A 17,805-nucleotide genomic window follows, 5' to 3' on the forward strand; every position below is an offset into this window, starting at 1 on the left:
TCACTGGTAACCAGCCAGCGGTATTCTTGGGGGATTTTGCTTAGTTTTTCACGCAAAGGGGTGTCTAAGTCCTTGATTTTTTGGGCATAATCTTGGGCGTTTTTGGTATAGGCATCAGCATTGGCAGGGTCGGCTTTAATCAGGGCATTTTTGATATTTTCTACATAAATCAAGCCGTTAGAGGGCGACATCCAAGCGTGCGGATTGGGCAAATCCTTGTACGCTCCCTCTTTGATGGGCAAGGGCGTGATGCCTTCGGTAACGGTGGCACTTGGGACGGTTTTGGCGTTGTCGTAGAATTTTTCAAACCAACGCTCCAAATTTAGCCCATTGTGCAAAATCAAATCCGCGTCCTGCACTCGTGCAATGTCCTGCGGAGTCGGCTCGTAGTCGTGAATTTCCGCCCCTGCTTTGGTGATGGAGACCACTTCGGCTTTGTCGCCCGCCACATTTTGGGCAATGTCGGCGATGACCGTAAAAGTGGTCGCCACAACAAATTTGTCATCGGCGGGGGCGGTTTTGGGGTCGGTTTTTGGTTCGCCTTGGGCTTGGCTTTGGGCGGTGTTATCACCCCCACAGGCGGTTAAAAAGGCAAGGGATAAGGATAATAGGCTGAATTTTAAGGATTTTTGCATAATTTTACCCAATTAAAAAACATTTGTAAACAAACCCACAGCTTTGGTATGGGTTTTGATTGATAATGATAACTGTTTTTGTTTGGAAAGGCAAGGGGTTTATGATACAATCATAAAAAAATCCATCTGTCATCAAAAGAACGGACGGATTTTTTGCCAAATCTACCAACACCTAAACAGTAGTTATGGGCGTCATTCGCCGATGTTGCAGCATAATGCTTATTGAAAAGCACTTCTTGATTTTAAGAGCTCAACAATCTTGCCATGTATTCCCTCAAAACCGCCGTTGCTCATCACGATAATTGCATCGCCAGTTTGGATATTTTTATCAATAAACCCCAAAATCTCATCAATAGAACCAAGCACCACTTGATTTGGCGCATCGCCAATCGCCTCAGATAATCCCCACGCTAGGTCTTTGGGCTCATACCAAATCACTTGATTGGCAAGCGATGCTGATGGTGCAAGGACATTTTTATGACTGCCAAGCTTCATGGTGTTGGAACGTGGCTCGATGATTGCCCAGATTTTTCGCCCTTGTAGTTTTTTCTTGGCCCCATCAAGTGTGGTGGTGATGGCTGTTGGGTGATGAGCAAAATCATCATAGACTTGCACGCCACCGACTTCACCGATAAGCTCCATACGGCGTTTAATCCCTGCAAAATTTGACAACGCTTCGCATGCTACCGCCACAGGTACGCCCACATGATACGCTGCCGCAATAGCCGCCAAGCCATTATTAACACTGTGCTGACCGCTCATCTCCCATTTGACCAAACCTGCCTCACTATGATGTTTCACGTGAAACACCGAACCATCTTCGCATTCTAGTCTCGCCTGCCAATCTGCCTCGCCACCTAAGGAAGTTCTCCAAATCGGTGTCCAAACGCCCATTTTCAAGGTCTCCTCCAAGCTTTCGGTGGCGTCTGGCATGATGATTTGCCCATCAGATGGTATCATGCGAATCATGTGATGAAATTGGGTTTGGATGGCTTTTAAGTCAGGAAAAATATCAGCATGGTCGTATTCTAGATTATTTAAAATCGCAGTTGTTGGGCGATAATGCACAAACTTCGAACGCTTATCAAAAAACGCACTGTCATACTCATCCGCCTCGATAACGAAGTATTTTTCACCCAAATGCGAACTGTGAGCAAAAGCAGATTTAAGTCGCTCATCAGAGGTATCCACCAATGGTACACCGCCAATCAAAAACCCTGTATCAATACCTGCATACTGCAAAATCCATGCAAGCATTGTGGTTGTTGTGGTCTTGCCATGTGTGCCTGCCACCGCCAAAACATGACGATTTTTTAGCACCATTTCATACAAAAACTGCGGACCAGAGGTGTAGGGCAATCGTGCATTTAACATATATTCTACCGCTTCCATGCCACGCTTGCACACGTTGCCAACCACCACCAAATCAGGGGCAGGGTCTAGATGCTTGGACTTATAACCCTCCCAAATTTCCACGCCTGCACGTTCAAGCTGTGTACTCATCGGCGGATAGATGGCGGTATCCGAGCCTGTTACTGTATGACCCAAATCTCTGGCAAGCAGTGCCAAAGAGCCCATAAATGTGCCACAAATACCCAAAAAATGAATGTGCATAATACCAACCTAAATAAAAAATAAGAACAGATTATAACAAATTTAGGAGGTCTTAAAAAATGAATTTTAAGACCTCTCTAAAATCTCTAAAACACCGCCATCACATCGGCTTTTTAATCATCTTAAACAAACCAAACAACAACATTGCCAAAAATACGACAAACATCGCCAGCGTGTATTCAGGGATACTAAATCCCAAAAACTGCCAATCAATCACCGCACACTCGCCAGAGCCTTTTAATACCTCTTGAAATACCTGCAATACAGGCAAAGTATCAACCCAATAATTCAAACCCGGTCCACAGGCAGGCACTTCATCAGCTGGCAGGTGCTGCAACCACACATGACGACCTGCGATGGCAAGCCCCCACAGCACACCCAACGTCATACCCCCCCATAACGTCAATTTCACCCAAAGCTTTTTAGGATTAATAAGCATGCCAATAAAAGCAAAAACCCCCATAACCCACACGCCAATACGCTGAAAAATACAAAGCGGACACGGTTCAAGCCCCAAATGTCTTTGAAAATAAAAAATCGCCACAAGGGTCGCCGCAACCGACAAAGCAAACAAGCACGCACACAGCATGCGAAAATTAATGGCTTTCATAAAAGCAATTATCTGTATTGTTGAATAAATTCATAAAAATCTTGGGTTTCTTCTCTTTCTAGTTGCTGTTGGTCAGCAAAAGACTGAATGGCAATATTGGCATAATAAAACGCCTCTTCATTGTCCAACGCACAGCCCAAAAGCTCGTCATGATGTTTTTTTGCAAGCTGTTTACCAAGTTGCCACGTACCACCCACCTTTTTGCTATCAGAGATAATTTGAGCCGATGGCGTAAAATCGGGATTGGTTGCCCGACCATGCATGAGTGATAACGCCAAACGATAGTCGTTACCCCCATGATATTCATCAAATGCATCTGCGATAGATTGCATTTGCCCTAGCACTTCCGCCATCCACACATCAAGGTTTTGTGCACCCTCTAAGGTGTGAATGACTGTACGGACATCTCTTCCCTCATTAACTACTGCATCGATATTCTCTGCCAAAAGCCCTTCTTCGTCAGCAAGTAGCTTAGGAGAGGGGGATAACAAGCAGTATAACGCCAAAATCTCCAAAAAGCACGCCGTAGCAGTTGTAATGCCGATATCACAGTAAGGGTCTAGGTCAATGGCACGAAACTCCACATAGGCAATACCTCGATTTTCTAAGGCTTGCGTAGGAGTCTCCCCTGACTTCATGGGTTGTTTGGGGCGAATGGGGCTATAAAATTCGTTTTCAATTTGCAAAATATGGTCGTTAATTTGAATGGGGCTGCCATTTTTATCATCAATACCAATCTTGCTAAACTCGCCAAAGGGTGTACCAATCGCCTCTCTTAACCCTTTGATGTATTCATCTAGATTGTTATAGCGAATGTTGAGGTTTTCTTGCACGCTGTTGGTATAACCAAGTTTACCCATGCGTAAACTTGTGGCGGTAGGCTTATGATACGTGCATTCACTACCACAATCGCCAAGCGGTTCTAAGTCATGCTCACGCCCCACCAAAAAACAATGGCAAACGCTAGGACTTGCCCCCAAAAGATACAAAATCAGGGGTGTAATGCGTTTAAAGTTACGAATCAAAGCAAGGTATTTTTCATTCTTAAATGCTGTCAAATCAGCCCGATTTTCACTCTTTGCCCATGCCTCAAACAAGTCATCGCCCACGGACAGATTATAGTGAAGCCCTGCGATGGTCTGCATTTTTCGCCCATATCGTACACCAAGCCCAGAACGGTATAATGTTTTTAGTCGTCCTATGTTGGATGTGCCGTAGTTAGCAAGTGGGATATCCTCATCATCGTCAGAGAGCATACACGGCATGGATAACGGCCACATCATCTCGTCATTTTCAAGTGAACGATGAACCAAGATATGCAACGTACGAAGCATGTCCAATGCCTCTTTGATGGTATCCTTAGGCTCGGTAATTAATTCAAGTAAATTTTCTGAATAGTCGGTTGTGATATAGGGGTGAGTTAGCTTGGAGCCAAGTTTAGCAGGGTGAAAGCTTTTGGCGGAGTAGCCATCTGGTCTCATACGCAGACCTTCTTTTTCAATGCCACGTTTCATGCCTGCCACCAAATTTGGAGCAAACCAAGAGGGTAGAGCAAAATGATGGGTTTGGGTCGTCATGTCATGTCCAAATGTTTTTTAATGAACTATTATAATAGAGTTAAACGGTCTACTGCAAAGGAATTTTTGTAGTGTTTTGAAAACTATCATCACAAAAATGAAAAACACCCACTAAAATAGCAGGTGTTTTGAATGTTCACTCTTAAAATTAAGAGAAATCTAGCTCGGTTTCGAAACCTTTTAGGTTGTGGCGAGCCATCGCTAGGTTAGATTTTTGACGGTCAAGTACTAGGTACAAGAATAGGTTGTCATTACGAACTAGTGGGCGAATCAAGTGGTATTGACCGCTTAGAGTGATTAGAATGTCTTCGATAGACTCGTTAAGACCCAATGCTTTTGCAGTTTTACGCTTAGCACGTACCACTTCGGTGTTACCAGCAGCAGCTAGTTCAAGGTCAAGACCAGTACCCAAAGTAGCAAGAGCAAGACCAGATTCGCTGTCTACAAGAGCAGCTGCTACGAAACCGTCGATGTCGCTTAGTTTGTCAAGAGATAGTTTAGACATGATGTCATTCCTTAAAAAGTTGATAAATTTACAAATATCGACAATTTAAGTAATAATTAACAAGTATCGCAGACAATTAAATTAAAAAATTAATTTAAGGTCGCAATAACCATCAACAAATTACCAAAAATTGTCCAACATAACGAAAACACCATTGAATTCGTTACTTGCTTATTAAACCACAATCATCGCCAAAAATCAAGCACTAAATTTAAAATTTTTAAAAAAATATCATTTTTGCTTGATAATTAACACAAAAACACCATAAATGAGAGCAGATTTATTTGACCTTTTGGGTATCATACACCATCTACCACTTAGGATAACACATGAGTAAAGATTTTTATACGATTTTAGGCGTGGACAAGTCAGCAGACGAAAAAGAAATCAAAAAAGCCTACCGCCGTCTTGCGATGAAATACCACCCTGACAAAAACCCTGACGACCCTACCGCCGAAGAAAAATTCAAAGAAGCCACGATGGCGTATGAAGTACTATCGGACGCTCAAAAACGTGCCACTTATGACCGCATGGGGCATAGTGCCTTTGAGCAAGGCATGAACAATGGCGGATTTGGCAATGCAGGCGGATTTAGTGCGGACGATTTGAACGACATTTTTGGTAGCTTCTTTGGTGGCGCTCGTGGTGGTGCTGGCGGTTTTTCAGACATATTTGGCGACATGTTCGGTGGCTCTCGTAGTTCACAGCGTGCCAGCAAGGGGGCAGATTTATTGTATCATGTCAGCCTAACCCTAGAAGAGGCAGTATCTGGCTGTAAAAAAGAAATCACTTACAACACCCACGTACATTGCACCAGTTGTGATGGCAAAGGTGCCAAATCCAGTAGCGACATCATCAGCTGTCCCACCTGTGGTGGACACGGTCAAGTTCGTATCCAACAAGGGTTTTTTGTCATGCAACAAACCTGCCCTGACTGTCGTGGCAGTGGCAAAAAAATCAAAAATCCCTGCCCTGACTGTCATGGCGAAGGTAAACAACGCAAAAGTCAAACCCTTGAAGTCTCTATCCCTGCTGGTGTGGACAATGGCGATCGTGTACGCTTATCTGGCAAAGGAGAAGCTGGCGATAATGGCATGCCAAACGGCGACCTGTATGTCGAGATTCAGGTAAAACCCCACGATGTCTTCACACGACATGGGGCAGATTTACACCTAGATGTCCCCATCAGTATCACAACCGCTGCACTGGGCGATGATGTGGAAATCCCCATGTTAGGTGGCGGTCGCCTAAAAATCAAAATCGCTGAGGGCACCCAAAGCGGCAAACTCCTTCGAGTACGTGGTAAAGGCGTAACTACGGTGCGTGGTGGCATGCAAGGCGATTTAATTTGCCAAATCATTGTAGAGACCCCAACCAACCTTACCAGCGAACAAAAATCCTTACTTGAACAATTCGCCAAAACCCTGCACGGCGACAACAGTGCTAACGCCAAGAAAAAGGGTTTTTTTGACAAAATCAAAGACGAGGTCAAAGACATTTTTGACTAAATCCACAAACAGCACGGTGTTTGCCGTGCTTTATTTTTATCAGCCAAATACCAATTTCAAATTTTACTTTGATGATTTTTTAGGTATAATCAAAGCATCTTTTTAGATTAAGGAATTTATCATGAAAACACTTAACATCGGTATCATGGGTGCCTCAGGACGCATGGGCAGAATGCTCATACAGGCAGTATTGGACAACCCTGCCACAAAGCTACACTCGGCATTTGTGCCAGCTTTTTCTAGTCTTATTGGCTGTGATGCTGGCGAATTCATCGGCGCATCCAAAGCAGATGTCAAACTTTGTGCCTTTACAGGAGAGGAAAGCTTATCTGGCATTGATGTATTGATTGATTTTAGCCTACCAGATGCAGTTGATGCCACCATTGAGGCGTGCGTACGTGCTGGCACTCCCTTAGTGATGGGCGTAACAGGATTATCCAGCGAACAAGAAAATGCCCTCAAAGAAGCCAGCAACACCATCGCCATCATCTATGCTGGCAACTACTCCACAGGGGTCAACCTCTCCTTAAATCTACTAGCCACCGCCGCCAAAGTACTGGGTATGGACGCTGATGTTGAGATTATTGAACACCATCACAAGCACAAACTGGACGCACCCTCTGGTACAGCACTCATGATGGCAAATGCCGTATCAACCGCTCGTGGCCAGACGCTCAAAACCTCCGCCATCTATGGACGATGTGGTCAAGCCAAACGAAACGAGGGCGAGATTGGCATTCATGCGATACGTGGTGGCGAGATTGTCGGCGAGCATACGGTTGAATTCATCATGAATGGCGAAATCATTGAACTTACCCATAAAGCCCAAAGTCGCATGACTTTTGCTAACGGGGCAGTGCGTGCCAGCGTTTGGCTTGCAAATAAAAATCACGGACTGTACGACATGCAAGATGTACTGGGACTAAAATGAAAAAACACACATCACACCTTACTCAAATAGCATACCTGATAGGTCTTAGCGTGGTTTGGACACCCCAAATCACGCACGCAAATTCAGCTTATCGCACCTATGTCATTCATACGCACGGCGACCCCAGTCTTGTACAAGTTGTCCAAAATGAACTGTCGCCTGCTTATGGCGGTTCTGGCGGTCTTGCCACGCTCTATCAAGACCAACTCATCATCAAAGCCACGCCCAGTGATTACGCTCGTATCTTACCCCTCATCAAGCAGTTAGATGTCGCCCCTGTACCACTAACCGTCTTTGTCTCCACCCAGAATCAAACCTCCCAACATCAATCAGGCGGTTACATTCAAGGAGGCATGATACACCAAAGTGTATGGATTAACGGTCAATACCAAAACACCAGCAGCCAAAGCAGTGCAAATAATCAATACAGCATCAGAACCCAATCAGGTAGCCCTGCCAAAATCAGCACAGACACCTTATTGGGGCTAACCACCTACCGCCTACACCAAAACAGACATCAGCTGTGGGTAAATTTTGGCACATCATGGGTAACGCTCAGTGATGGCTTTTCTGCCACACCCAGACTACTACCAAACGGGCAAATCAGTTTAGACATTGATGTTGCGACACGTCAATCCTCATCAGGCACTCATCGTGCAAACACCTCCATCACACTTTATCGTGGACAATGGAGTAAAATCGGCGAAATTCGCACCAACACCCAAAGCACCACCAGTTACCAAAACAGCTCATACCAGCAGACCATACCTATTTGGGTAAAAGTAGAATAAGATACCAGCGGTATTTACCAAAACAAACCAAAAGTCAGTCATGACTCAATGCCAAAGCACAAATCATGAATGAAAACACCTCAATTTATCGTCCATTATTCATAACTTTGTTCGATGTCGTTATTGATTTTTTGGTTAAATATCGTTACATTGTAAAGGCTTGTAAATTAAATGCTACTAAGGGATAAATTTATGGCATTTTATCCGCATTTTATTGTCAGCAAATAATAATCCGCTAAAATGTTCCATATTATCTTAACGATGAGTTGAGATACCTTAATCATCATTTACCCAAATTAACGGAGCACTCCATGCCACAATCTCAATTCAATATCGCTGTTGCTGACCAAGCTGCTGCTGATGCACTTGTTGCCAAAACAGAAACAGTTGCTGGCGTAAAATTCGTCAATGTAAACGTTAGCAACGGTACTGTTGTCGTAACTCACGGCGAAGATTTTGATGAAGCTGCCTTTAAAGCTGCTGCTGGCATCTAATCAACCAAATCCTTTGTGCAAGCAAGGGATTTTTTGTTTTCATCGCATTACTTCCTCAGTCATTACATCAATAATTTGGCTTGGCTTATCATAGCCTAGTACTTCTCCTTTTAAATAACAAACCTGATCACCAAAATATTGATAAGCCATCATCAAATCAGTAGCAGGTGGTAGAGTTGCTGGGTTGCAACTGGTGGACACTAAAAACCCATAGGGGATAGCATGTTGCGATTTTAATAAATCACACAGTTTGGCTGTTTTTTTGTGACTTATCACTCGCACGGCAAGGCTGTTTTTGTCGCCCGTTACCCAATTAGGAATAGGAACAAGCAAATCTTTTGGCATGGGAAATAGCCATGTGGTCGCTTGTTTTTTATGATAAGCAAATCGCCAAGAATGCATGATTTTTTCTTGTTGATGATAAGGCAGCCCCCCAAAAAAATCTTGCAAAAGCCCATCGCTGGCAGTAACAACAATCAACCCCTTGTCCATAGCACGACTTTTTAAATCAAGAAGTTTTCTTACCGCTTGCTCATCAAATGGGTTGCACCCCAACCCCCACACACTCTCGGTGGGATAAGCAAGGATTTTACCTTGTTTAATCCAGCTGGCAGCAACACCAACATCATCGGTGACGCCATCAAACCCTAGCATAACGACCTCCCACCGCCTGAACCAGTCCTAATATTTCAAGTTCAGTAAGCCCCGCCAAAAGCTGACCTGCCTCCAAGTGAGTGGCTGTCATCAACATATCCAAATCCACCATCTGATGAGTAAGCTTATCCCATAAATCCTGCAAATGCTCCGGAATATCATCTGGATAATGTTTATCTGATGTAGCATATGTTTCGTTGTTTTTTGGTTTGCCATCGTTGCATTCTTTGTAAGCTGATAATTCATGAGAAAATGACTTTGGTAAAACGGTATATCCTGATACACTCTCTCTTAGCTCATCTATAATCTGACTGGGGTGATAAATCAAGGTCGCCCCCTCACGTATCAGATGATGACACCCCTCAGCATTGGCATTATCAATACTACTTGGCACGGCAAATACTTGTTTACCTTGTTCGGCGGTAAGGCGGGCAGTAATGAGTGAGCCACTTTGCATGGCTGCCTCAGTAACCACCGTCGCCAATGACAAACCTGCCACCAAACGATTGCGGCGTGGAAAAGTGTGTTTGGAAGCGGGAGTGCTCGGCAATAGCTCACTAACAAGACAACCACCATCATGAATGATTTGTGCATATAGTGCATTATGGTTTTTGGGATAACAAACATCAATCCCAGTCCCTAACACACCCACCGTCTGACCGCCACCGCCAGATAACGCCCCCAAATGAGCCGACTTATCCACACCACCTGCCATACCACTGGTGATGGTTAAGCCATGATAAGTAAGATACTGTGCCATATCAAAGGTAATTTTACCTGCAAAATCCGTTGGGTGGCGACTACCCACAATGGCAATTTGCTTATCTGATAAACGCTCCACCTGCCCACGACAAAACAGCATGGGCGGTGGGTCATAAATTTCTTGTAGCATCTTAGGGTACCGCTCATCTTGCAAAAACAACAGGTGATACAAACCACGCTCACACTCATCATTTATCCTATCTAATACCGCCATCACATCGGCATGATCCTGCCATCGCTTGATGTGAGCAACATGAACACCCAAAGACTGCCATTGCGCTACGTTTTGATATAACGCTTCTTTGGCACTCCCAAACCGCCCAATTAGCTTATAAAACGCCACCAAAGACGTATTGGTGATATACCATAAAGCCAATGTAGCAAATCTTTCATCTAATGTCTGGTAATCTTGCATCATAAATCATTCAAAAATTAAAATAAAAATTGCCAATACAGTTGTACTGGCAATTTTGAAATTTTAACAAAATATCACAGTTCAGCAGGTGGTACCAACTGATCGCCTTGACCAAGTGGCAAATCAGAACTTAGTACATAAGCATAGCTGATATGGTCAAACACCTTAAATACCATAACCTGACCTGCTTTTTCGCTAGGTAGACGTACAGGCGCATTATTGTCACGAATATCACGAACCAGTTTGCCCTTGCGATACACATCAAGCACATGACCAGCTCTAGCACCTTGTGCTGCACCGATGTTGATAGCCACCACATCGCCTCTAGCTGCACTGCCAATGGTTCCCATCACACGCACAATACTACCGCCACGTGTTACCTCAGCAGGTGCAGGATAAAATACCACAGGCAACTGAGTTGCAACCTCAGAGAATACACGATCGCCTTCACGAATCTCGCCATCAAAAGATTCGATAACCTGAATGCTTGACACGCCATTGCCTGACACATCAGTAACAAGACCACGAGCCACTTGAATCACTTCAAGACCCATTGCTTTACCTGTTTGTACATCCACATAAGGCTCTGATTTGCGATACACGCCATAAACTTGACCTGGTGTCAACAAAGCACCCTTGGCGTAAATCTTATCGCCTTTTGCGGTAATAAGATTTCCTGTTTTGGAAGCCAAAATATAAGGAGTGGTTTCAAAATGCTCAGGATTGACAATCACTGAACGGTCAAGCCAATGACGAATCGCCGACAATGGAATACTTGGAATACTGCCCTCTGACGGGTTTAGACGGACAGGCTCACTTTTGGGTGTTGCTTGCATTTGCTTTTCAATGCCAGCACAACCCTCACCAGTATCGATACCCACCAACGTCTGACCTTTGATAAGACACATAATAAGAGTATCACCTGGATAAATCAGGTGAGGGTTCTTAACCTGCTTGTTGGTCGCCCAAATCTCACGCCATCTGTGAGGAGCGTTCAGATATTTACCAGAAATACCCCACAGAGTATCGCCCTTTTTGACCACATAACGGTTTGGAGCATCCGCCTTGATGGTTGGAGGAGGGTTGCCTGCAAAAGCAGTAGTGGAGCCAGCCAAAACAAGCCCAGCAACAATCGCCTTTAAAGTATTTTTCATCACATTTTCCTTTATCAACAAGCCATCTTAGGCTGTTTATCTGTGCGTACAAGAAAACCACGCTTAGAATAACACAAAACTGGGTAAATTTTAAGCCCCCAAAGGGATTTGCGGTAAAAATATTCTGACGAAATGGGGTTTTTAGGTTATTTTTCTGAGTTTTTAGAAATTACACTTTTTAATACTTCATTACTTAACTTAATCTGTTCTTGAATCACATCAGACATTGCTTGATAACCTTCATTGTCAGAATCTCACCCAAAATATTTACCAGTCAATTTTTTATAAACCTCATTTTTCTGTTCATCAGAAAAATTAAACAGATAAGTCGGCAAGGCTTCTAGCTCCAAACGGGTTTGCTCGGCTTTGTCTTTTTTCTTTTGGTAATGAATGGCTTGTTTAAGGCAAAAAGTAACACCTGTTACAACAATAAATATGGCTGTTATTTTTATCGACCAAAAATCATAAACATCTATTCCATACTCAGCCATCCATTTGGATTTTGATTTTATCAAATTCATAGACCAATTCAAACCATAACAAACACCAATCAAAGCCAAAAATAAATACAAAAAATAAGCAATCCTATACTTATGTTCCGCTTTTTGGTAGATTTCGTAGGTTTTATGGTTTTTATAGATATCATTTAATTCGGCAAACCTACCAACCTGAGTCCAAGCACTCCTATAAGCCTCATCTAAGTATCCATCTAGCACTTCCATAAACTCTTGTGATATGTTTTGATAATTATTCAACAGGGAGTTAATCTCCATTATTTCCAATTTTACAAAATTATCATCAGATACTTTTAAGAGAATTTTGCTAATTCTAACATCCAAAAATTCCAATATATAGATATTTCTGTAATTTATTAATTTATCAAGATGAATTTTTATCCAACCAATATAATCAACTAGATGATGCAAATCATCCATAAGAATGTCATTTGCTGATTGACCCAATTTATCCAGCTTCTTATTAACACTTAGTTTTAGGTCGTCAAATTTTTTTCTCAACTCTTTATTTTCTTTTGCTTGTTGCTGTCTATCTAACATTTTAGCCATTATATATTTCCAAAATGACAAAAGGGCATATTAAATACACCCTTTTTTAAACACAAATTACAATTTCACATTTTGCTCTATTGATTTTCTTACCAACTCCGCCTTGTTATCCAATACCACTACTTTTTGTGGTAAGCTTTCAATGTCTTTGGTATGGGCAGGGCGTGGAATGTCAATTTCGCCAATGGCCTCAAAAATGGTCTCAGCAAATTTGGCAGGCAATGCAGTTTCAGCAACCACAATCACTTCACCATCAAGGCGAACTTCTCGGGCGACTTTGACACCGTCAGCCGTATGTGGGTCAATTAGGTCATTATCGCTTTCATAAACCGCTTTAATCGTGGCAATTCTATCGGCGTGGGTGGATTTACCAGACACAAAGCCATATTTATTTTGAGCGTCATTTAATAAATGCGACAAATCAAAACCTTTACCACTACCCACATCTTGCCATAGGGCGTTTAATTTTTCGCTGTCTTTACCCACCAACAAATAAATAAAGCGTTCAAAGTTTGATGCCTTTGAAATGTCCATAGACGGACTGGAAGTGACAAAAGTATTTTCACTGGTGCGTGGAACGTATTTGCCTGTTTTAAAGAAATCATTTAAGACATCGTTTTCATTGGTTGCAACAATTAAACGAGCAATTGGCAAACCCATTTCGCGAGCAATATGCCCTGCACAAATATTGCCAAAGTTACCAGACGGTACACAGAAACTTACCCTTTCATCGTTACTATTTGTGGCATTAAAATAACCTTTAAAATAATAAACGATTTGAGCCAAAATACGACCCCAGTTAATAGAATTGACCGTACCCAAATTATATTTGGCTTTAAAATCTTTATCTTGTTGCAATGCTTTGACAATATCTTGGCAATCGTCAAACATACCATTAATCGCAATATTATGAATATTATCGTCCATTAGGCTGTACATTTGAGCCCGTTGAAATTCACTCATTTTGCCGTGTGGCGACATCATAAACACCGTGATATTTTCTTTACCACGCAAGGCATATTCCGCCGCCGAGCCTGTATCGCCAGAAGTCGCCCCAATAATGGTTAGGCGTTCGTTTTTTTGTTTTAGGGCGTATTCAAAGGCATTACCCAAAAATTGCATTGCCATATCTTTAAAAGCAAGCGTTGGACCATTAGACAGTTCCAAAATTTTAATACCGTCTTTTAGCGTACGCACAGGGGTAATGTCATCGCTATTAAAGACCGCTTTGGTATAGGTTTTGTCAATCAAACCCTTTAAATCGTCTTTTGGGATATCTGTGGCAAATAATGACATAATTTCAAATGCCAAATCGGTATAAGAAAGCGTTCGCCATTTATCCAAAGTCGCCTTATCAATTTGTGGGTAAGTTTCTGGAAGCATTAAGCCACCGTCAGGGGCAAGCCCCATTAATAAAACTTCGCTAAATGGCATTTTTGGGGTATTGCCACGAGTGCTGATATATTGCATAATTTTTACCTTAATGTAGGGTGTGTAATAACACACCGTTAAAATTTACTTATTTAATTAACCGTTATTTTTTTGCAACAACGCATAATAAAACCCATCGCCATCATCGTTATTTAATGGCAAACATTGATACCCAATTTCCCGTTTAATCTGATTGGGCAGGGTTAATTCAAACTCTACCGCTTTGGCATTATGATGAGACTTTAAAAAACCGATCAGCTGATTTTCATTTTCGTCTTTTAATAACGAACAAGTTACATATAACAAATAACCACCCACCGTCAAATTCTGCCAAAGGTTATTTAAAATATTCTCTTGTAATTTGACCGTTTGCACCACATCATTTTCGCTACGAAGTAGCCCAATATCAGGGTGACGGCGAATCACGCCCGTAGCGGTACACGGTGCATCTAATAATATCACATCAAAAGGCGTATCCGCCTTAAAAGTGCAAGCGTCATTACAGACAATTTTAACTTTATCATTTAATAACTGCAAGCGATTTAAATTATCAGGCACTCGTGCCAACCGCTCACTATCATTGTCCATTGCCGTTAAAATAAAATCTTGGCTACTATTTTTATCATAAGTGGCAAAAATTTCTAATAAATGAGCGGTTTTACCCGCAGGGGCACAGCAAGCGTCTAATATGCTAATTGGTTTATTATTAACTTCTAATTCATTAAATAACTTTTTGCTCAACACTTCATCTAACAAATAGCCACTTAATTGAGCGTTTTTATCTTGAACGCTGACAAAGCCGTCTTTAAATTTAGGCAAATTAGGAATTTTAACATTATCCAATAATTGAATGGTCTGTTTGTCAGAAAATCCCAATTTAACCACATTATGATTGATATGATTATCATTTAAAAGCTGACTGTATTCACAAAGGGTGCAGAATTTAGCATTGAGGCGTAAAAATATCGGTGCAGGTTGTCTTAATGTTTGCCCTAAGGTTTCATAATATTCCGCCCAATCGTGTTTTAATTGTTTGGCAAGCCAATTGGGTAGGCTATGATTTTTATTAACTTTTTTGAGAAATTTGTCTTTATTGTTAGCGACTTTTCGCAATATGGCGTTAATCAAGCCCGCGCCATAGGATTTATCCAAGCTTTTTAGAGCATTTAAGGTTTCGTTAATGACCGCATAATCAGGCGTATTCATATACAAAAGCTCATATAAGCCCATATTAAGCGTACAAATAATAGCAACATCACTTGGCGTGTCTTTAATCAAACTTTCGCCAATGCGATTTAGGGCGTGCCATTGCCTTAAAGTACCAAGTAATAATTCGTGAGCAAAGGCTTTTTCATTATCGGCAAGGTTATTTAATAAGATATCTAATAATACCGACAATGATTGCCCACCGTGAATTTTTTCAAGGGTTAAGATAATATTAGCTCGTACGCTTTTTTTATTCATCAGTTATTCGCCTAATTGCTCGCCGTCTTTTAATTTATCACCCACCGCAATTTGTTCGGCAGTTAAAGGCTTACCCCCTGCCCATTGCATTTTGGTAATGTTAATTAAATGCTGTTGCCCATTCTCATCTGCTCCACAGGCAATTAAAATCGCCTTTTTACCCACGCTAATGACTTTACCTGCTCGCTCCTTAGTGATTTGGTCGGATTTAATCGGCAAACATTCCAAAATTTTAATGCGTTCGCCACCCAGCACCGTATAAGCATTTAACGCACGGATTTGACGGTTGATATGATTGGCACTATGATTCCAATCAATTTGCCCTTCATCGGTGCTGATTTTTTGGGCGTAATTGGCAAGCGACTCGTCTTGTTTTTCGGCATTTGCTTGATAATTTTGTAAATCTTTTAACACTGTTATCATCGCCTGTCCGCCAAGCTCGGCTAACTTGTCGTGTAGGGTTTGCGTGGTGTCGGTGTCATTGATTGAACAGGCGATTTTATAGAGCATATCGCCCGTGTCCAGCCCCTGTGCCATTTGCATAATGGTAATGCCTGTCTCGTCATCGCCTGCCAAAATCGCCCGATGAATCGGAGCTGCCCCCCGCCATCTGGGAAGTAGCGAACCGTGAATGTTCAGACAGCCAAAAGTCGGGGTATTTAGCACGCCAAGCGGTAAAATCAAGCCGTAGGCACAGACTATCATCACATCGGGGCGGTAGTTTGCCAATGTTTCACGTGAAACCTTGCCATTTTCGTGTTTTAAACTAAAACTTTCGGGCTGCTGCACAGGGATATTGTGGGCGATTGCCAATTCTTTGACAGGGCTTGCGGTCAATTTTTGCCCACGCCCTGCCTTGCGGTCGGGCTGAGTATAGACCGCCACAATCTCAAAATTTAGCTCGTCCGCCTTATCAATCAAGGCTTGTAGGGCGACTTTGGCAAAATCAGGCGTGCCTGCGAAAATCACTCTCAATCTATCAGTCATCATTTTTCCTTTTAATGCTTACCAAAACTTAGCATTTACCAAAATTTCCAAAAAGGCTTAGATTTTTTGGCTTCTAGGATGGGTTGTGCTGTGGTCGGTGCTGTCAAGCTACCGATATAAAACAAAGTCGCAATATCATCAAAATGCAACTGCTCTGGCTGATGACTGTCATCATCTGCCAAAAATCTGTCCAATATTTTAATGCCAGCCCCAATCAAGGCAAGTTGTTGTATACTTTCTTGATAGCCTTGCTCCCACAAAGATTGAGCCAAATGTAAAGCCTTTTGAAAAATAATCTCTTGACTTAGGTCAATCTCAATAGTTTGCTCAGTATCATTGATTGCTTGGGCTTTGGTTGGAAAATCGCCCTGCACGCCAATCTGTCTCATCAGCACCATACTAAACGCCTCTGGGATAAATACAACAGCCTTTTGAGCTTCCAATTCGCTAAGTCCTAATTGCTTTAAAGGCTCTATTGCTTGATGTGGCTCGTCTGCATTGGCAATCAAATACGCCACTCGCCCAAAATCAATGCCGTGTTTTGCCACCAAAAACACTCGTATAGAATAAAAATTCTCCGATGTTTGCCAAGAAAAATTTTCCACAAGTGGCATAATTTCTTGGCAATGCTCATTATCCAGCAAGGCTTCATAAGCAATCGCTTGCTTGTCAGCTTGACCATAATACAATCTTAGCCAATGCACACCGTCCGATAAAGGCAACTTTTGCACTTCCTTTTGATATTCATCAAACCAAGCCGTGCCAAGCGTTTTTGGGACTTCGCCACGACTGATAATGCCACCAATCGTCATTTCAAATTGCCGTCCGCCAATTTGCCATCTTTCTTTTTCTACCTGATTGTCAAATTCATCACTAAAAAATACTGATAACAAGGTATGAAATGTACTCACGGTAAAATTTTGTACAGCATTCTCTACCATAGCCATTTTATCATCGCCCAAACCGCTAAACGATTCTATGATAGGCTTAATACCATAATGTAGCACCACATCTAATTGCATGGATTGACTTTGATTGTTATGGTCGTGCAAAAAGCAATTGACTTGCATATTCATATTTTTATGAATAAAATCAATAACATTGCCTTGTTGTGCCACTTCTACGCCGTGATTGATAAAGAGTTCGGCAATCAGTTTAGTGGCGGTTATTTGAGCATTTTCCATCACCAATCCTCTACTTTGTTTTGTC

17 protein-coding genes are annotated in these 17,805 nt (G+C 42.2%); 4 read left to right on the top strand and 13 right to left on the bottom strand.

Translation table 11 applies throughout. From position 1 onward, the window contains the following. From Q4B79_RS00950 to Q4B79_RS00970, 5 genes are all read right to left on the bottom strand, one after another. A partial coding sequence (locus Q4B79_RS00950; protein ID WP_303084552.1) for a metal ABC transporter solute-binding protein, Zn/Mn family occupies window positions 1-635 on the bottom strand: 635 nt, incomplete at its 3' end. Between the two features lie 219 nt (window positions 636-854). Then, window positions 855-2,249, bottom strand: a complete 1,395-nt coding sequence (gene mpl, locus Q4B79_RS00955; protein ID WP_303084553.1) for a UDP-N-acetylmuramate:L-alanyl-gamma-D-glutamyl-meso-diaminopimelate ligase — start codon at window positions 2,247-2,249, stop codon at window positions 855-857. Between the two features lie 100 nt (window positions 2,250-2,349). Beyond that, a complete protein-coding gene (locus tag Q4B79_RS00960; RefSeq protein ID WP_303084554.1) occupies window positions 2,350-2,859 on the bottom strand; it encodes a disulfide bond formation protein B in 510 nt (169 codons plus the stop codon). Window positions 2,860-2,867: 8 nt separating this feature from the next. Further along, window positions 2,868-4,436 carry a glutamate--cysteine ligase gene (gene gshA, locus Q4B79_RS00965; RefSeq protein ID WP_303084555.1) on the bottom strand — a complete coding sequence of 523 codons (1,569 nt, stop codon included), beginning with the start codon at window positions 4,434-4,436 and terminating at the stop codon, window positions 2,868-2,870. A 148-nt stretch (window positions 4,437-4,584) separates the two neighbouring features. Next, a complete protein-coding gene (locus Q4B79_RS00970) occupies window positions 4,585-4,941 on the bottom strand; it encodes a roadblock/LC7 domain-containing protein (RefSeq protein WP_303084556.1) in 357 nt (118 codons plus the stop codon). A gap of 329 nt (window positions 4,942-5,270) precedes the next feature. Between Q4B79_RS00970 and dnaJ the strand changes: the two genes are divergently transcribed. The 4 genes from dnaJ to Q4B79_RS00990 all read left to right on the top strand — a co-directional run bounded on the left by dnaJ (window position 5,271) and on the right by Q4B79_RS00990 (window position 8,665). Beyond that, window positions 5,271-6,449, top strand: coding sequence for a molecular chaperone DnaJ (dnaJ, locus tag Q4B79_RS00975; protein ID WP_303084557.1), 1,179 nt, complete (start codon window positions 5,271-5,273; stop codon window positions 6,447-6,449). A 121-nt stretch (window positions 6,450-6,570) separates the two neighbouring features. After that, entirely contained in the window at window positions 6,571-7,380 is an 810-nt protein-coding gene (gene dapB / locus Q4B79_RS00980; RefSeq protein ID WP_303084558.1) for a 4-hydroxy-tetrahydrodipicolinate reductase, read from the top strand. Then, window positions 7,377-8,171, top strand: coding sequence for a hypothetical protein (locus Q4B79_RS00985; RefSeq protein ID WP_303084559.1), 795 nt, complete (start codon window positions 7,377-7,379; stop codon window positions 8,169-8,171). The genes dapB and Q4B79_RS00985 overlap by 4 nt, the downstream gene beginning before the upstream one ends. 311 nt (window positions 8,172-8,482) lie before the next feature. Beyond that, window positions 8,483-8,665 carry a hypothetical protein gene (locus tag Q4B79_RS00990; protein WP_303084560.1) on the top strand — a complete coding sequence of 61 codons (183 nt, stop codon included), beginning with the start codon at window positions 8,483-8,485 and terminating at the stop codon, window positions 8,663-8,665. Window positions 8,666-8,704: 39 nt separating this feature from the next. Here the strand turns inward: Q4B79_RS00990 and Q4B79_RS00995 are convergent, their stop codons facing one another. The 8 genes from Q4B79_RS00995 to Q4B79_RS01030 form a co-directional block, all read right to left on the bottom strand. Continuing rightward, window positions 8,705-9,319, bottom strand: coding sequence for an L-threonylcarbamoyladenylate synthase (locus tag Q4B79_RS00995; RefSeq protein ID WP_303084561.1), 615 nt, complete (start codon window positions 9,317-9,319; stop codon window positions 8,705-8,707). Beyond that, the gene (dprA, locus tag Q4B79_RS01000) at window positions 9,306-10,499 is read right to left on the bottom strand and encodes a DNA-processing protein DprA (RefSeq protein WP_303084562.1); all 1,194 of its coding nucleotides are present in this window, start codon (window positions 10,497-10,499) and stop codon (window positions 9,306-9,308) included. Before dprA ends, Q4B79_RS00995 begins: the two co-directional genes overlap by 14 nt. 71 nt (window positions 10,500-10,570) lie before the next feature. Then, window positions 10,571-11,650 (bottom strand): LysM peptidoglycan-binding domain-containing protein, encoded by a 1,080-nt coding sequence (locus Q4B79_RS01005; protein ID WP_303084563.1) that lies wholly within the window; start codon window positions 11,648-11,650, stop codon window positions 10,571-10,573. A gap of 254 nt (window positions 11,651-11,904) precedes the next feature. Next, the gene (locus tag Q4B79_RS01010) at window positions 11,905-12,714 is read right to left on the bottom strand and encodes a hypothetical protein (RefSeq protein WP_303084564.1); all 810 of its coding nucleotides are present in this window, start codon (window positions 12,712-12,714) and stop codon (window positions 11,905-11,907) included. A gap of 57 nt (window positions 12,715-12,771) precedes the next feature. Continuing rightward, entirely contained in the window at window positions 12,772-14,184 is a 1,413-nt protein-coding gene (gene thrC / locus Q4B79_RS01015; protein ID WP_303084565.1) for a threonine synthase, read from the bottom strand. Between the two features lie 57 nt (window positions 14,185-14,241). Further along, window positions 14,242-15,609, bottom strand: a complete 1,368-nt coding sequence (rsmB, locus tag Q4B79_RS01020) for a 16S rRNA (cytosine(967)-C(5))-methyltransferase RsmB (protein ID WP_303084566.1) — start codon at window positions 15,607-15,609, stop codon at window positions 14,242-14,244. A gap of 3 nt (window positions 15,610-15,612) precedes the next feature. Further along, window positions 15,613-16,599, bottom strand: a complete 987-nt coding sequence (fmt, locus tag Q4B79_RS01025) for a methionyl-tRNA formyltransferase (protein ID WP_303084567.1) — start codon at window positions 16,597-16,599, stop codon at window positions 15,613-15,615. A 32-nt stretch (window positions 16,600-16,631) separates the two neighbouring features. Beyond that, complete coding sequence (locus Q4B79_RS01030) at window positions 16,632-17,780, bottom strand: DUF6348 family protein (RefSeq protein WP_303084568.1); 1,149 nt, start codon at window positions 17,778-17,780, stop codon at window positions 16,632-16,634. Window positions 17,781-17,805 lie beyond the last annotated feature (25 nt).

Origin of the sequence: Moraxella sp. (genome assembly GCF_030525845.1) — a bacterium.
GTDB lineage: Bacteria > Pseudomonadota > Gammaproteobacteria > Pseudomonadales > Moraxellaceae > Moraxella.

Excerpts from the sequence above, each read along its gene's own strand:
- Q4B79_RS00985 (WP_303084559.1), top strand. The coding sequence starts at position 7,377 with ATGAAAAAACACACATCACACCTTACTCAAATAGCATACCTGATAGGT.
- gshA (WP_303084555.1), bottom strand. The coding sequence starts at position 4,436 with ATGACGACCCAAACCCATCATTTTGCTCTACCCTCTTGGTTTGCTCCA.
- Q4B79_RS00970 (WP_303084556.1), bottom strand. The coding sequence starts at position 4,941 with ATGTCTAAACTATCTCTTGACAAACTAAGCGACATCGACGGTTTCGTA.
- Q4B79_RS00990 (WP_303084560.1), top strand. The coding sequence starts at position 8,483 with ATGCCACAATCTCAATTCAATATCGCTGTTGCTGACCAAGCTGCTGCT.
- Q4B79_RS01010 (WP_303084564.1), bottom strand. The coding sequence starts at position 12,714 with ATGGCTAAAATGTTAGATAGACAGCAACAAGCAAAAGAAAATAAAGAG.
- dapB (WP_303084558.1), top strand. The coding sequence starts at position 6,571 with ATGAAAACACTTAACATCGGTATCATGGGTGCCTCAGGACGCATGGGC.
- Q4B79_RS00995 (WP_303084561.1), bottom strand. The coding sequence starts at position 9,319 with ATGCTAGGGTTTGATGGCGTCACCGATGATGTTGGTGTTGCTGCCAGC.
- dnaJ (WP_303084557.1), top strand. The coding sequence starts at position 5,271 with ATGAGTAAAGATTTTTATACGATTTTAGGCGTGGACAAGTCAGCAGAC.
- mpl (WP_303084553.1), bottom strand. The coding sequence starts at position 2,249 with ATGCACATTCATTTTTTGGGTATTTGTGGCACATTTATGGGCTCTTTG.
- thrC (WP_303084565.1), bottom strand. The coding sequence starts at position 14,184 with ATGCAATATATCAGCACTCGTGGCAATACCCCAAAAATGCCATTTAGC.
- Q4B79_RS01030 (WP_303084568.1), bottom strand. The coding sequence starts at position 17,780 with ATGGAAAATGCTCAAATAACCGCCACTAAACTGATTGCCGAACTCTTT.
- fmt (WP_303084567.1), bottom strand. The coding sequence starts at position 16,599 with ATGATGACTGATAGATTGAGAGTGATTTTCGCAGGCACGCCTGATTTT.
- Q4B79_RS01005 (WP_303084563.1), bottom strand. The coding sequence starts at position 11,650 with ATGAAAAATACTTTAAAGGCGATTGTTGCTGGGCTTGTTTTGGCTGGC.
- Q4B79_RS00960 (WP_303084554.1), bottom strand. The coding sequence starts at position 2,859 with ATGAAAGCCATTAATTTTCGCATGCTGTGTGCGTGCTTGTTTGCTTTG.
- dprA (WP_303084562.1), bottom strand. The coding sequence starts at position 10,499 with ATGATGCAAGATTACCAGACATTAGATGAAAGATTTGCTACATTGGCT.
- rsmB (WP_303084566.1), bottom strand. The coding sequence starts at position 15,609 with ATGAATAAAAAAAGCGTACGAGCTAATATTATCTTAACCCTTGAAAAA.